The sequence below is a fragment of the Pseudomonas sp. NFACC51 genome, from assembly GCF_900103575.1.
In the GTDB taxonomy this organism is placed as follows: domain Bacteria; phylum Pseudomonadota; class Gammaproteobacteria; order Pseudomonadales; family Pseudomonadaceae; genus Aquipseudomonas; species Aquipseudomonas fluorescens_Q.
In genome coordinates, this window is sequence record NZ_FMXH01000020.1 from 1 (window position 1) to 14,003 (window position 14,003).

Below are 14,003 nucleotides of genomic sequence, written 5' to 3' on the forward strand. Positions count from 1 at the left end.
TAGCACACTGGCAAACGGGCAGATCTCCCAGGGTAATTCGCGCGACCTTCCTGCTTATGCCTGTCGGATCTACGTCACAGCGTTCCGTGCAAGTATTGGGCTTTGGCAATTTTGGCTACCTTACCCCGCTGCACCGCCTAATCCGCTTCCTGTTCGTCAGGCCAGCATTTTGCCTCGGGCTTCCTTCAGATTCGCAGTCACCCGCGACACCCTTGCCTCTGGCTAACACTTCCCCTTGCCGGGTGTGTAGAGGACTTTCACCTCCAAGTCACCAGCGTGACCACCACAGCCAAGCTGGTTGCGCTTGCGCGCAACGCGCCATGCCTGGCGCACCAAAAAAAAGCCACTCATCTGAGTGGCTTTTTTTTGAATCTTGGAGCGGGAAACGAGACTCGTATCTGGCGTCCGACTCCTTGAAATCTAAGGGTTTTGTTTTCTTGTCGGAGCAGGAAAAGACTCGGTTATGGACTTGTTACTGGGACGTTTCAACAGTAAAGAGACCGATTGCCAAGGGTGCGGTTTCGCCGACAGCTTGTCTAGGCTTCCGTATACCAGCGAAATACATTTGCCGAACCTAGAACATCAATGTTCATAGCGTCAGAAATGTTTGCCCATGCAGCTTGACTCGAGACGCGCGAGCGAGGGTTTGCCTCTATTAGAAATTAGAAAGCTCCGACTTAATCGGGCTTTTGCGTTGCGGCGAAAGCGAGAAAGGAGACTGCCCGAGTAGGCTTCTTAACTGATTCACTACACCCGCAAAAGCCCTTCGCCAAGGGACTTCACTAGGTAGTCAACGAAGCAGCGCACGCGGGCCGGCAGGTGCGGGCCGCCCATGAACACTACGTGTACCTCCTCGCCATCACCTGGATTGAACGCCTCCAGAAGTGGCACCAATTGCCCCGCCTCAATAGCCTGCTGAACGGTCTCGGCACACACGCGGGCTATGCCCAGGCCCTCAAGCGCCAGTTGGCCCTGAGTATCGCCATTGTTGGTTTCTATGCTGCCTTTGATCTTAAGGGCGTATTCATTGCCATCTTTGATAAAAGGCCAGCCTGGAGCGGCGCGCTTGAAGTTGAAGTCGATGCAATCGTGATCATGCAGGTCTTCAGGTACCTGAGGGGTTCCCCGCGCAGCCAAATAATCGCGTGACGCGACGATCACCTTGCGGGTTTTCCACAGTCTTCGTGCAACCAAGGGAGCATCAGCCAGAGGGCCGAGCCGCAAGGCGACATCGGCCTGGCCTGCGCTGATGTCGACGACAGTGTCCGTCAAATTTATATCGACCAGAATGTCCGGATACCGATGAGTAAACTCCTTTAGCAGCGGCAGCAGGAATGTTTTGCCATACAAGATCGATGCGCTGATCCGCAGGCGCCCACGCGGCGAGCTTCGATCAGCGATCAGTTGTTCGGTCTCTTTAAGGTCAGCAAGAATTCGTCGTGCCGAAGACAGGTAGGTCGCTCCCTCGGCCGTAAGAGTCAGCGCTCGAGTGGTTCGCAGTAGCAGCCGGACATTGAGGCGTGCCTCAAGGCGATCAACGACGCGCGACACAGACGAGGGGGCCAGGTTGAGCGATCGACCAGCGGCCGAAAAGCTGCGTGTGTCGGCTACAAGCGTGAAGACTTCAAGGTCGCCAATGATGTCCATGGACTCTCACTTTTGCGCAGGGCGCATAGGTATTTCGCTGACTGTTGGGCTTATCGGCGGTGCGTGAGAAGTCTAGCATTGCGTATAACAGGGCAATGTGAAATTCACGCGAACGGCCCATCGTTAAAAAGTAGCCACACATGAGGCTCGGGAGGATAGACCCATGGTTGCGCCTTACACGATCCACATTTCACAAGAACGCCTGAATGCCATCAGGACGAAGGTCAGTGCCTATGACTGGAGCCAAATGCCTGATACCGGCGGTTGGAAGTCTGGGGTGGGAATCGATGACCTCAAGCGACTCACTCGTTATTGGGAGCAAGTCTACGACTGGCGCAAGGTAGAGCGACTGCTTAATCAGCTTCCGCATTTCACCACGCATATTGAAGGTGAATGCATTCATTTCCTCCATGTTCGAGGCGACGGTTCCAAGCCCCCTGTCCTGCTACTGCATGGGTGGCCTGGATCGTTTATCGAATTCGAACATCTGCTCCAACCGTTGAGTGCAGATGGGCACGATGTAATCGTGCCCTCGTTACCGGGATTTGCATTTTCGACGCCCATCACCGGGGTCATCGGACCACGCCGAGCGGCTCAACTGATGAAGACCTTGATGGAGCGGTTGTTTGAACAATCGCGTTACATCGTTCAGGGCGCAGACTGGGGTTCGGGTATCGCCGGCTGGCTGGCTCACGATTTTGCTGAGTCGTTGTATGGTATTCACCTCAACATGGCCGACTTGCTCGCCGAAGGCACCCCGGCAAACACACCGGAAGAACTGGAGTTTGTTGCCAAGCGCGACGTGCTCCTGGACTGGGAAACGGGCTACAACCATGAGCAGGAAACCCGTCCCCAGACACTAGGCGTGGCCATGGCCGATAGTCCGGTGGGTGCCGCGGCGTGGATATTGGAGAAATTTGGACGGTGGGCCGACTTGCCGCGCAATGCCGACAGTGATCCCGATATCTGGAGTACGTTTAATGAAGAGCAGTTGCTGACCAACATCATGCTCTATGTGGCGACATCGTCGTTCGTCACGGCGACCTGGATGTACCACGGCAAGCGCTTGGAACGCTCCGGCAAATTTCCCGCAGGAACCCGGATTCAGGTGCCGACCGGCTTCGCAGCCTTTCGCGATCCTGTATTCATACCGCCGCCGCGGTCATTTGCCGAGAAAACCTTCAACATCGTGCATTGGACTGAAATGCCGAGTGGTGGCCACTTTGCTGCCTGGGAGCAGCCGAGTTTGATGCTGGAGGATCTACGACGCTTTATTGCAAAAGTTTTAGCGTGAAAGGATTCCCGGTAACAAGTGGCCGTTGAGGGAGAAACGGGATCGGCCGTCCGCTCATAGAAGGCCCGACAGGGGGCCGTCGTCATAGTGACCGACGCCCCCCGTGGGCAGGAACGTCTCCACCAGGCACAAGTGTCTACCGGCACGCTTTGACCGATTGCATGACCAAATTGATGTTGTGATCGAGCCGGTCGAGGTCAATCAGCGTTACGGGCCGCTTCGGCCCACGGACCTTCAGCTCCTGGCTCAGCGGCGAAAGTAATCATTGCATCGGACTGCCCTGGTCGCCTGGACGCAACAGCCCTGGCGAGCAGGCTCCCACAGGCGCATGTCAGTCGTCGTTGAATGGCGCTCCCGCATCCCGTTCACCCGGCGGACCGGGCGTTGTCAAGGCGGAGCAATTCGAGCCAGAACCCAGTCCGTGGATCTGGTCCGCGGCGAAGGCAAATACATCGTCCAATGAACCATGCATCACCCCGTCATGCCCCAGGCCTTCATAAGCCCGCCAAGTAACTAGATTGCCAGCAGCACACAACGCCGCAGCGACCGCATATTGGCGCACGGGCGTGATCGTTTGATCAGCCAGGCCGGTGGCAATGAATAACGGAAAGGCGATCGATGCCTGGGGCATGTCGGTCGTTGGGATACGTATAGCGTTCAACGCATCGGGGGTGATGGTCAAAAGCTCGGCAAACGAACCGATCTGCAACGCTTTGGATTTGAGCGCAATGTCACGGGTACAGCCCTGCCGGGCAACACTCAGTAGTTCAAGACCTTTGGCTGTCAGGATGTCTTCTATCCGTGGGCCGTCCTCGCGCAAGCCACCGGACGCCAGTGCCAGGAACACCATATTGGACTGGCGCGGCGCCAGCGCCATGGGGCCATGGGGAAACGTGCTGTTCGGAGCCGTGAGCACCGCGCCCTGGATAGTCACCTCCGGCGCGTAGCCACCGGCAAGAATCGCCGCGCCCAACGCAGCCCCTCCACCCTGGGATTGCCCGGCCAGGATCGTGTGATTGCCAATCAGGCCTGGCCTGATCGAACGGGCGGCGCGAATCGAGTCCAGGACAGAGCGCCCCTCGGCCTGCCAGAAGGTATAGGGATGCGGGCCTGGCCCTCCCAAGCCTTGATAATCAGTGGCGACAACAGCAAAGCCACGGGTCAGCCAGCGATTGATGTACGACGCATCACGGTCTCGCAAGCCGGTCCAGGACGGTGCGCAGGCATCGGCAATCCCCAGCGTCCCGTGGGCCCAGGCCAACAGCGGCCAGCCGTGCGGGGGTGGATTTCCAACCGGCAGGTACAACGCCCCGCTGACCGGAACGAGCCCGGAACGCCAGCGCTCGTCGACAGAGCTGTAGAGCAAGCGCAAAGCCTGCCCGGCCGCGGCCATCTGCGGCTGCACCGGAAACGCCTCGCTTCGCAGCAGCACACCGGGCAGCTCGGGCATTGCCTCAGGCCAGCGGTAAAACGCCGACGGCGCCCTGTCTCCAGCCTCAGGCCCAACGGGAAGCGTGCCAGCCGCCAGGGCGTTGGCCGCCATGAGGATGAACGGGCCGACACAGATTCGTGCAAAGCCCATGATACGGAACAGGCTCATGGGCGGTTCGCCTGAGCGCAAAGTGCCTTGCGCAAAGCACCGCCCTGCGCAGCAATGACATCGCGCACAACCGGTGCCACTTCATTGAATCGGACAAATCCGTGGGGCATGTTCGCGAGCACTTGCAGGTGTGTCGCCACGCCCGCGCTTTCCAAGCGTTGAGCCAGCTCACGATTTTCATCCAGCAACGGATCCAGTTCGCCAACCACCAATTGCATCGGTGGCAGCCCGGCCAAATCAGCGATAATCGGCTGCACCCGCCAATCCTCCTCGTCATTGGGCAGGTAGCTGGCCCAGTAGGCGCTCATGGTCTCAATCGACAGATTCTGCCCCCCGTATCCACCCAGCCGTTGCCATGAATCGGAGCTCATGTCGCGCGAGTAGCTGCCGTAGAACAGCAACAACTGCCGCAGCCCATCGAATCCCGCATCGCGTAGCGCAATCGCAGCTCCCAGGGCCAGGTTGGCGCCTGCCGAGTCGCCACCCAAGGCATAACCCCGTACGGGGCAATCCGTGATAGCCCCGAGCTTGATGACCCGGCTTACGATCGACACCACTTCGTTAAACGCCGTCGGAAAGCGATATTCCGGTGACAACGCATAGTCGATGGACAACACCGCCAAGCCACTGTCACGCACCAGCTGGCGCAGCGGCGCGTCCCAGCCAGCGAGCGAACCGTGGCGAAACCCTCCGCCATGACAGTAGAACATCAAGCAAGGTGTCTCATCGCCCTCCGGCCAATAGAGCTTGCAGGGCACCGTTCGGCCATCGACGGCAAACCCCAAGGTGCGCTCATAAGACAGCGGCACGCTACACTGTGCTGCCCAGGCATTGATCTGTTCCAGTTGCGCCCGGACACTTCGCAGGTCTCCGTGAACAACCGGCAGTAACCCTTGTTCACCCAGCGTCGTGGCTACGGCCACCAGCTCAGGGTGAACTGCAGGTGAGTCCGCCGACAAGCTTTCAACGCGACTCATGGCCGATCGTCCTCATCGGCTTCAAGCGCGTCCAAGAGGATGAACGCCCATTGAGCCCCGTGCATGTCCCGATCTTGCAAAGCGCCCTGCACCACCGGTCGCGGCAAGCTTATCTTGATCACGTTCAACGCCTCGATGGGGAAAACGCTGATCGACTCCGTGGGCCTGCGGAAAAGCTCTGCGATAGCCGGTTCTTGCAGCTTTGGCTCCACGGCCAGTTGCGCGAAGGTGACCGAGTCTTTGCAGAACACATCGATAGTCAGGGAGAACGGCCCGGCGTTCTTGGAACGGATTTCATAACCCAATGCTTGCAGAGTATTCATCTCACGCGCCCTCGACTGTTTTGAACGCAAACCGGAAAGGTGCCAACGGGTCCGCCACGACCATCACGTGACTGAGCACGAAATCATGCACCACGCCCCGATCCATCGAGGCCGGTGAGAAAGGGAACGCATGGGTGGGCAGGTCTTTGTCGCCGGGCAACGGAAAGTGCAGCAGGTAAGGGTTGAGCAACGCGACCATATCTTGGGTGCGCTCAGCGGTCGCCGACGTGGCGATCGCCATGACGCCGATCTCCACAGGTGTCCCCGTCCGTGACTCAAGCGCTCCCAAGGCTGAGTTCTTGCCGATGGCGCGGAACTGCAAGTCATAGTCATCGGCGCCGATGCCCAGGTGTTTTTCAATTCGCTGACGCATGACCGAATCCAGGTAGGCAAGCCACTCATCAAAGCGCTCGACGTATTCCGGATCACGGACAATGCTCATGACCACCGATTGGAAGCCGCACGGTGCTGCCCCTTCCAACTTGACGGTGTAGTCTTCGCTGGGCTTCCAGACCGAGCCCTCGACTCGCACGGTCTGTTCGTCCAACGCGGTGTAGACCGCCCCTTCCACGTGCAGTACGCCACCGGGCTCGACGAGTACATAAGGGTTGCTGTTTTCATACAGCATGTGGGCCATGACCGATCGTGGCGTGAGCCGTGCGCCCTCGCCGATGGCCTTGATGGTGAATCCTGTGTCGTCGATCGTTGCCATCACCACTGCGTTGGCGGGCGTCGTCGTGCATGATGCGCCGCACTCCAGAATCTTTCCGGCATGCCACGCCGCGCCCTGATGGGCCCCGCGCAGGATGGGCAGCGAAGCCATCACCGCCGTGTCCGTGGAGCGTCCTGCCAAGACGATATCCGCACCGGCTTCAAGCGCACGAATGAAGGGCTCCACGCCCATCAGCGCGACAATACGCGAGCAGCGCTCGACCAGTGCATCGTCGATATGATCCAGTTGCAAGGGCCTGATGCGCCCCTGCACCAGCGCTTGTTTCACGACGCTTGCCGGTTGCTCGCTGTAGAGGCTCGCGATGCGTACGACCTGACCGAGTTCGGCGGCGATTTCCTCGCACAGGCCCCGCATCAGATCGACCCCTGCGTCGGAACCACAGGTGCCGCAGCTGCCGATGATCAGCGGGATGCCCAGCGCTGCCCGCGCCTGCATGAACACGCGCAACTCGGCCCGCAGTATCGTGGCCGAAGCTTTGGTCGTGCCGGTGCCCAGGTAATGCGGACCGGAGTCGGTGGACCCCGCGTCCATTGCAATCACGTCCGGTCGTTCCAGCAACGCCTGATCAAACGCCGCCCGTGGAAAACCGGTGCCAATGGCGCCCGTGGGCGTCAGTACTTTGATCGAAATATTCATGGATTCTCCTTCAAGCCTGTAGAACGACGTCCGTCAGCGATGACGCAATGGCTCGGCGGATTACCCCCCTCCAGGACGGCCACCGCACATTGCGCGGCAATCAGATTCGTACGATTGAGCCCCTCGACCGTGGAAGCGCCAACATGAGGCGTCACGATCACGTTGGGGAGCTGGATGAGTTGTTCGGTCACGGCCGAAAGCAGCGGATCCGACTCGCTTTCGAAGACGTCGAGCCCTGCCCCGGCCAACCGGTTTTCCCGCAGAGCCCATAGCAGGTCCGCATCACGTACCAGCCCACCCCTCGCGGTATTGATCAGCATCGCGGACGGTTTCATCCGTTTCAGCGCACGGCTATCGATCAGGCCGTGGGTATGCGGGTTGAGCGGCGCATGCAGGGAGATAAAATCGCTTTCCTCGAGCAGCGTTTCCAGGTCGACAAAGCAACGTCGGGGGATTCCGTCGGCCTGTGCGCCGTCCGAATGAGGGGTGTGGATCAGCGGCGTGACTTCAAACCCGGACAAGCGCTGCAGCACGCCTCGACCAATACGGCCCAAGCCGACGATGCCGACGGTCTTGCGGTACAAATCGCCCCCAAGGGGAATCGACCAGTCACTGGCAGACAACCCCGACTGGCATCGCTTGAGCTGACGACACACGGCGAGCATCAACGCGACGGTGTGGTCAGCGACGCTGGCGTCGTTGCCGCCGACGGCGATGGTCGCCACCTTCCCCGCCGCCTCTACCGCGGCTGTATCGACCCGCTCGTAGCCCACGCCACGACGGGCAATGACTTGCAGGCGCGGGAGCGCTCCCAACAGGCTCGATGTGACGTTCGCGTGCCCAACGATCCAGCCATCGGCGTCTTCCAGGAGATCGATCAACTGGCGTTCGCTCAGGTCACCATCCCCTTGCCCCTGAGCCAGTTGCGCGACAACAACATCACAGCCATGGCTCTGCAGGAAGTGCACGGTTTCTGAATCGAAGAAGCGCTGTGTAACCACTATGGTATGGCGAGGTTTAGACATCACTGGCCTCCCGATAACTGTGCCCGGCAATCAAAATGCGTAGTCCACATACACCCGAGCTTCCGAACCGCTCACCACGTTGTCGGGTTGAGCGGACACAAGGGCAACAAAGTCCTGGTCGATTCGGTAATCGATATAAATCAAACCCACTGAAAGTCCGGCGTAATCCTTTTCGTCGAAGCGATAATAGAGACGATATTCATTCTGTCGTTCGTGTACGTCAGTACGCCGGCCGTTGAAAGGATCGGTGGCGTCGAATTTGCCTTGTTTGTAAATGGTCATGACTTTAAAGCCATCCAGCGAAGTCCCTAACAACGTATGCCCGCTCAAGTCATATTCAGCGCCTATTTGCCAGGTACGTTCACCGTGATTATTGAAGTCGTTACCGGAACGTGTCCAGGCGTCCATCTTGCCGTCGACATTGTCAGCGTGATCAAAATAGGCATAGCCGAGTTGCCCATTGCTCAGCTCGGCTTTTGTCTCGGAATATGAAAGGCCCAGGCGAAGTTTATCGAGCAACAAACCCAAGTTCATATTCAGCCACGTCGCGTCATCATCATAAGCGGCCTCGCCGGCCTGCCAATCTCGCTCCCAGATGCGCCCGGCTTTTTGAAACTCATAGTATTGAGTATCGAATACAATGCCGGCTTTATCGCCAAGAGGTGCTTTCAGCGTCAGTCCATAACGGGTGTTTTCATTGAAGTCCCGCGACACACCATGGTCGTACTCCAGCTCGATGGCCTTCAAATCGTATTTGACGCCATAGGTGTACAGGTCTTTTATTTCCTCGCCCGACTGGCTCAACAGGTGTTCGAAGTGCTCCCGGTCGCGAGGAGACGTGCGGTTGATGTAGGCGGTTTCAAACCCCAACGTACCGGGCAGCGGACCAATGCCCATCTCGGTAAAATTCAGGTGGGCGCGGCCTCCTTGATAAGAGCCTGGAACGATCCGAGTGTCGAGCGTGACCAGCGTCCCTGCATCGAACCGACCCCGGCCTATTTGCGAATCGGTATTCCAGCCGTCGCCCTCGTAACGCAACTTTAAATAGCTCTGGCCAACTTTGGCGAAGCCACCGTTAGTGCCATCGGTATCATCAAACAAATCCCGTCCATTATCTTTCGAATCAATCATCGCCACGCCATACAAAGAGGCATCAAACCCTGCAACGCCGGCCCAATAGCTGGAGTTATAGTCCAGGATCGCGCCAACCCCTGTCCCGCCCAATTCGGCACCATCCGGAAAACCACCAAACCGATCCTCGATCAAGTCGTTGGATATTCGTGTATTGATATACATGGATCGAAGATAGGCGTTCAACTTCCCTTCATGCTGGAACCTGTCCGGATTACTGATCGTTGCCGAAAGACAAACTTCAGACACAAACAATGTCGACAGCAACGTCATAGCGACGGCGTTAATCGATTTCATCGACCACCTCATCTATTATTTTTATTTTGACGTGAGCAGACGCGACTGGGCGTCATTCAAACTCGGCGCAGCGAACTAATGGATCAGATAATTGCCCGTGTAATAACAGCTGTCACAATCAGCACAAGACTGCTGCCGATGGCCCAGAGCAGGCAGTAGCGTTGCATGTCCCCCATGTCGCGCTTGATGATCCCGCTGATGAGATAAACCGCGGCTACCAACGGACTGAGTGCATGGACAGGTTGCCCCAGTACCGCCGCGCGGCCTATGTGCATCGGGTCGATACCGTACTCGGCACCTGCCGCTCCCAGTACTGGCAAGATCCCGAAGAAAAACGCGTCGTTGGACAACAGGAAATTCAGCGGCAAGGCGACCAGTGCGGTAATGATGCCGAAGTACTGTCCGCCGCCGTCGGGAATCAGTTGGACGATTTTCGCCGACATGCCATCGATCATTCCGGTGCCTGACAAGATCCCGGTAAACGCACCTGAAGCGAAGATCAGGGCGATGACCATCAGGACACTTTCAGAATGGGCCGCGACCCGCGCCTTCTGTTCCGACAAACGCGGGTAGTTGATCAGCAAGGCCAGGGAAAACCCCACCATCATCAACATCGGCAGAGGTGCCAACCCAGTCGCCATGGCGTACATGAGCCCTGCGGTGAGCGCCAGATTTACCCAGAAAAGCTTCGGCCGCTGTGTGTCGGATTGCACGGTCGGCAAGGCGACCTCCCGCGGGGCAACGTCCTGGGTGCCGGGCGTCCAACCCAAGCGGCGCCGCTCCTTGTGGCCGATCCAGAACGCCACGGCGAATGCGTAGGCAAGACCCGCGAACATGGCCGGTACCAATCCCAGGAACATTGGCGCCACATCAAGGTGAAGGGCACTGGCGGCGCGGGCGACTGGCCCCCCCCAGGGAATCAGGTTCACCACGGTATTGGTCAAAAGGAGCATCAACGCCAGGATGAGCGGATTCATCCCCAGACGCAGGTACAGCGGCAGGAAAGCGGTGGTGACAATCAAGACCGTCGTCGCGCCGTCCCCATCGAACGAAATAACGGCAGCCAACAAGGCCGTGCCCAGCACAACTCGAAGCGGATCATTGCCGACATACCGCAAAATCCGCCGCACGGCGGGCTCAAAGAGTCCAGCGTCGAACATGATCGCGAAATACAGGATTGCAAACATCAACATCAGTGCCGTGGGCGCCACTTGCTTGACGCCGCTCATCACCATCCCACCCAGCTCCGGCCCCACCCCACTGGCCAGCCCGAAAGCAACCGGAATGAGGATGAGTGCCGTCACTGCAGAAAGTCGCTTGCTTATGATCAATGCCATAAACGTGGCGACCATTGCGAAACCTAACCAAGCCATGCGTTTCACCTTCTCGTTTTTATTGTTATCGAGTCATCGAAAATCAATGTGAACAACTTCTGCTCACCCGAAATCTATATAGGGGGTGAAAGCCTGTAAATCTTGATTTTTTTCGTCAATATCCGCCGTCAATCGTACTATTTTGGAGAAACGACGCAGGACAGGGTTGAACGAAAACCGCCCTCTTGCAGACATTGACGAAATGACGCTATATCTAATAAACATGTACGTCTTTCAATCAACCTGACCGGACCCACCATGCCAGAACAAGAAGACCTCTATCTTTCGGCAGAAGAGGCGGCAGCCATGCTCGGGATCAGCCTGCCGACGCTGTATGCCTACGTCAGCCGCAAAAATATCCGTTCCCTCAAGATCCCGGGTTCGCCCAAGCGCCGCTATTGGGCCGAAGACATCCAGCGCCTGGTCAAGCGCCCGGCGGGAGAGAAGCAGGTGTCCAGGCGCTCGTCACCGTCGGATAGCGCGATTACGCTGATCACCGATGATGGCCTATTTTATCGGGGCCATGACGTCGTCGAGCTTGCTGACCGCGCAACGGTTGAAGAAGTCGCCGAATTGATCTGGCAAGTGCCGTCGGCGTTCGGCGCGTCGCTGCCCCGTGTACCGAGAGACAGCATCAAGCTGCTGAAGATCTACGAACACATGTCCGCTCCGGAAAAAGCCATCGCGCTTTTCCCACTGGTGCAAAGAGAAAATCCCAAGGCCTTCGACCTTTCCACGGACAGCTACGCGCGCACGGGCGCAGATGTCGTGAGATGGTTTGCCGCCTTGGTGGTGGGAGCGACCGAGCCGAGTGCGCAACCCTTGCACGAGTTCATCGCCCAGGCCTGCGGCGCTCCACCGGAGTACGCCGACCTGATCCGGCGCCTGCTGATCCTCAGTATCGACCACGAGTTGGATCACACCACCCACAGCGTCCGTGTCGCCGCCACGACCGGGGCCACCCCCTACTACGCGGTCATTGCCGGACTTGCCGCAGCCCGGGGTCACAAAATCGCCTATGGCAGAAATGAAGCCGCCAGCCGGATGATCGAGGAAATCTGCTCGGCCGCTGACCCTGCGCGACCTATCTTGCAGCGCTACAGCCAAGACGGACACATTGTCGGCTTCGGCCCCCACGTCCATGCCATCAACGACCCGCGAGCCAGCAATCTCATGGCGGCGTTGACGGCGACGTTCGAGGGCGACAGCGACTTCGCAAAACTGCAGAAAGCATTTTCGGTGGCCTCGGAACTCGTAGCATACCCACCGGAATTCATCCTTCTGGTGAGCTTCATCGGCCAAAAGTTGGGGCTGCATGGACAGGAAATCTCATTGGCGGGCGTCGGTCGCATGATCGGTTGGATAGCCCATGCCAGCGAGCAATACAACCAGCACCATGATTCCCGCGCTCGCGCCCATTATGTAGGGACTTTGCCTAGGGCCACCGAGACTGCCCGCCGTTAAGCCCCCGCTCGGTCGCGCCTTTGGCGGGTACGCTTTGAAGCGACAGACCGGCTACGAGACAGCCATCGCCGAAAACAGCGGCTGGAACTCGGTTTGCCTTTCAAGGCCAGCCACGAACTCCAACACTTCGGCCTGTGCCGATGCGTCGATATGCGGCATCGCCATGCGCCGGAATTTACGTTCGAAATCGTGATCGGTCATCGGCGTTTCGACTGACCCGGGCCCGGTGATCCTCTCGCTCACGATGCGCTCGCCGGAAACCAAGGTCACGCTGACACGATTGGCCAGGTGCCGTGGGAACAGAGCGGTCAACGCCGGGTCCTCGACGACACTGACCTTGTTCATCAAGGCAATCGCCGCAGGGTCGGCAATCTTCTCAGGGCGATAGGAGCCCACCGTGATATCGCCATCGAGCAAAGCCCGGACCACGTTATAAGGCAGGCTGTGATCTGCTGTTTCCCTGGTGCTCGGCAACCATTTCTCGGGGCTATCGGCCAGCACCCGACGGTTGAATTCGGACGTTTCGATCGTAATGGCGGCGATATCCTGTACCCCCTCGATCCGCTTGCGGATGTCCAGCGCCGCCCAGACAGCAGTGTGCAACTCGCCATTGGTGGGGAACGTCTTGGTCAGGGAGCGTCGTATGGCGTAATCACCTGTGGCGGGTGTACCAAAATGATTCGTATCCAGTTCGAACGGTCCCGAAACCAGCTTGAAGAAGCCCATCTCACCTTCAAAGACCGGCGATGGCCCTGTCATGCCATGGCGCGCCAACTGGGCGGCGAAGATGGCATTACGCGCCGCGTTGGCGGCAGAGCAGCCCTTCCAGTCGGACAACGCCCCACTGCGCACCTGACGCATGGCCAAGTGACCACTCACGGCGATGTTGATCGCTTGCTCCGTCTGCGCCACGTTCAGTTTCATCAGGTTGGAGGCCGCAGCTGCCATCGCGACGTTGATGTAATTGACGTGGTCCCAGCCACGCTTGTTCAAGCTTGCCGCATCCTGCAGACGCATCTGGATTTCATAGGCCAGGACGATGGCCGAAATCAGTTCGACGCCGGTTGCGTTTTCGGCTTGCGCCACGGCGAGGCAAGCTGGAATGTTGTCACTGGGATGACCCGGCTCCAGGCCCATATAGCCGTCGTTATAGTCCAGGAAACGAACCATCAGGCCATTGGTGAAGGCCGCGATTTCCGGCGTTGTTTGCAGGTTGGTACCAAATACGCTGGATGATTTCGCGGTATTGGCGGCGGCATAACGCACGGCGGCCTTTACCGGATCAGCCTCATAGGCACCCAGCACGCACGCCAGGCTGTCGATGAAGCGCTGGCGTACGAGGTGGATGATCGCTTCAGGCAAGTGCTGTTTTCTGAATGCGTGGGCATAGCGTGCAAGCCGCATCGCAACGGTCGAGTCCGTCATAACTACCTCGGGTTGAACAGGTGGGTCAGTCCTCGTCCATGAGGCGAACAGGTCAAGGCGCGACGTGGCGCCCACCGT

General features: G+C 58.5%; 11 protein-coding genes and 1 pseudogene. 2 read left to right on the plus strand and 10 right to left on the minus strand.

The genetic code is table 11. The annotated features are described in order from the left end of the window. Positions 1-747: 747 nt before the first annotated feature. Positions 748-1,647 (minus strand): LysR family transcriptional regulator, encoded by a 900-nt coding sequence (locus BLT00_RS27985; protein WP_106215908.1) that lies wholly within the window; start codon positions 1,645-1,647, stop codon positions 748-750. 163 nt (positions 1,648-1,810) lie between these two features. On the opposite strand from BLT00_RS27985, the gene BLT00_RS27990 reads away from it, so the two are divergent. Further along, positions 1,811-2,941 carry an epoxide hydrolase family protein gene (locus BLT00_RS27990; protein WP_092147909.1) on the plus strand — a complete coding sequence of 377 codons (1,131 nt, stop codon included), beginning with the start codon at positions 1,811-1,813 and terminating at the stop codon, positions 2,939-2,941. Positions 2,942-3,025: 84 nt separating this feature from the next. Here BLT00_RS27990 and BLT00_RS32275 read toward each other — a convergent pair. The 8 genes and pseudogenes from BLT00_RS32275 to BLT00_RS28025 all read right to left on the minus strand — a co-directional run. Next, positions 3,026-3,212 (minus strand): annotated as a pseudogene (locus BLT00_RS32275) (DSD1 family PLP-dependent enzyme); the annotation flags it as partial. Between the two features lie 60 nt (positions 3,213-3,272). Next, positions 3,273-4,541, minus strand: coding sequence for a lipase family protein (locus BLT00_RS27995; protein ID WP_092147912.1), 1,269 nt, complete (start codon positions 4,539-4,541; stop codon positions 3,273-3,275). Beyond that, positions 4,538-5,518 (minus strand): alpha/beta hydrolase fold domain-containing protein, encoded by a 981-nt coding sequence (locus BLT00_RS28000; protein WP_092147915.1) that lies wholly within the window; start codon positions 5,516-5,518, stop codon positions 4,538-4,540. The genes BLT00_RS27995 and BLT00_RS28000 overlap by 4 nt, the downstream gene beginning before the upstream one ends. Further along, a complete protein-coding gene (locus BLT00_RS28005) occupies positions 5,515-5,841 on the minus strand; it encodes a DUF4387 family protein (protein ID WP_092147918.1) in 327 nt (108 codons plus the stop codon). Before BLT00_RS28005 ends, BLT00_RS28000 begins: the two co-directional genes overlap by 4 nt. Before the next feature lies 1 nt (position 5,842). After that, on the minus strand, positions 5,843-7,210 hold the full coding sequence (locus tag BLT00_RS28010; protein WP_092147921.1) for an acyclic terpene utilization AtuA family protein: 1,368 nt from the start codon (positions 7,208-7,210) through the stop codon (positions 5,843-5,845). Then, entirely contained in the window at positions 7,207-8,235 is a 1,029-nt protein-coding gene (locus BLT00_RS28015; RefSeq protein WP_092147924.1) for a phosphoglycerate dehydrogenase, read from the minus strand. Before BLT00_RS28015 ends, BLT00_RS28010 begins: the two co-directional genes overlap by 4 nt. A 30-nt stretch (positions 8,236-8,265) precedes the next feature. Continuing rightward, on the minus strand, positions 8,266-9,663 hold the full coding sequence (locus BLT00_RS28020; RefSeq protein ID WP_092147927.1) for an OprD family outer membrane porin: 1,398 nt from the start codon (positions 9,661-9,663) through the stop codon (positions 8,266-8,268). A gap of 83 nt (positions 9,664-9,746) precedes the next feature. Beyond that, positions 9,747-11,036 carry a CitMHS family transporter gene (locus BLT00_RS28025; protein ID WP_092147929.1) on the minus strand — a complete coding sequence of 430 codons (1,290 nt, stop codon included), beginning with the start codon at positions 11,034-11,036 and terminating at the stop codon, positions 9,747-9,749. A 258-nt stretch (positions 11,037-11,294) separates the two neighbouring features. Between BLT00_RS28025 and BLT00_RS28030 the strand changes: the two genes are divergently transcribed. Next, positions 11,295-12,500 carry a citrate synthase gene (locus tag BLT00_RS28030; RefSeq protein ID WP_092147932.1) on the plus strand — a complete coding sequence of 402 codons (1,206 nt, stop codon included), beginning with the start codon at positions 11,295-11,297 and terminating at the stop codon, positions 12,498-12,500. Between the two features lie 51 nt (positions 12,501-12,551). Here BLT00_RS28030 and BLT00_RS28035 read toward each other — a convergent pair whose 3' ends face one another. Further along, positions 12,552-14,000, minus strand: a complete 1,449-nt coding sequence (locus BLT00_RS28035) for an MmgE/PrpD family protein (protein WP_170867272.1) — start codon at positions 13,998-14,000, stop codon at positions 12,552-12,554. Positions 14,001-14,003: the final 3 nt, after the last annotated feature.

Bases quoted from the DNA above. Each gene is read 5' to 3' on its own strand.
- BLT00_RS27985 (WP_106215908.1), bottom strand. From the start codon at position 1,647: ATGGACATCATTGGCGACCTTGAAGTCTTCACGCTTGTAGCCGACACA.
- BLT00_RS27990 (WP_092147909.1), top strand. From the start codon at position 1,811: ATGGTTGCGCCTTACACGATCCACATTTCACAAGAACGCCTGAATGCC.
- BLT00_RS27995 (WP_092147912.1), bottom strand. From the start codon at position 4,541: ATGAGCCTGTTCCGTATCATGGGCTTTGCACGAATCTGTGTCGGCCCG.
- BLT00_RS28000 (WP_092147915.1), bottom strand. From the start codon at position 5,518: ATGAGTCGCGTTGAAAGCTTGTCGGCGGACTCACCTGCAGTTCACCCT.
- BLT00_RS28005 (WP_092147918.1), bottom strand. From the start codon at position 5,841: ATGAATACTCTGCAAGCATTGGGTTATGAAATCCGTTCCAAGAACGCC.
- BLT00_RS28010 (WP_092147921.1), bottom strand. From the start codon at position 7,210: ATGAATATTTCGATCAAAGTACTGACGCCCACGGGCGCCATTGGCACC.
- BLT00_RS28015 (WP_092147924.1), bottom strand. From the start codon at position 8,235: ATGTCTAAACCTCGCCATACCATAGTGGTTACACAGCGCTTCTTCGAT.
- BLT00_RS28020 (WP_092147927.1), bottom strand. From the start codon at position 9,663: ATGAAATCGATTAACGCCGTCGCTATGACGTTGCTGTCGACATTGTTT.
- BLT00_RS28025 (WP_092147929.1), bottom strand. From the start codon at position 11,036: ATGGCTTGGTTAGGTTTCGCAATGGTCGCCACGTTTATGGCATTGATC.
- BLT00_RS28030 (WP_092147932.1), top strand. From the start codon at position 11,295: ATGCCAGAACAAGAAGACCTCTATCTTTCGGCAGAAGAGGCGGCAGCC.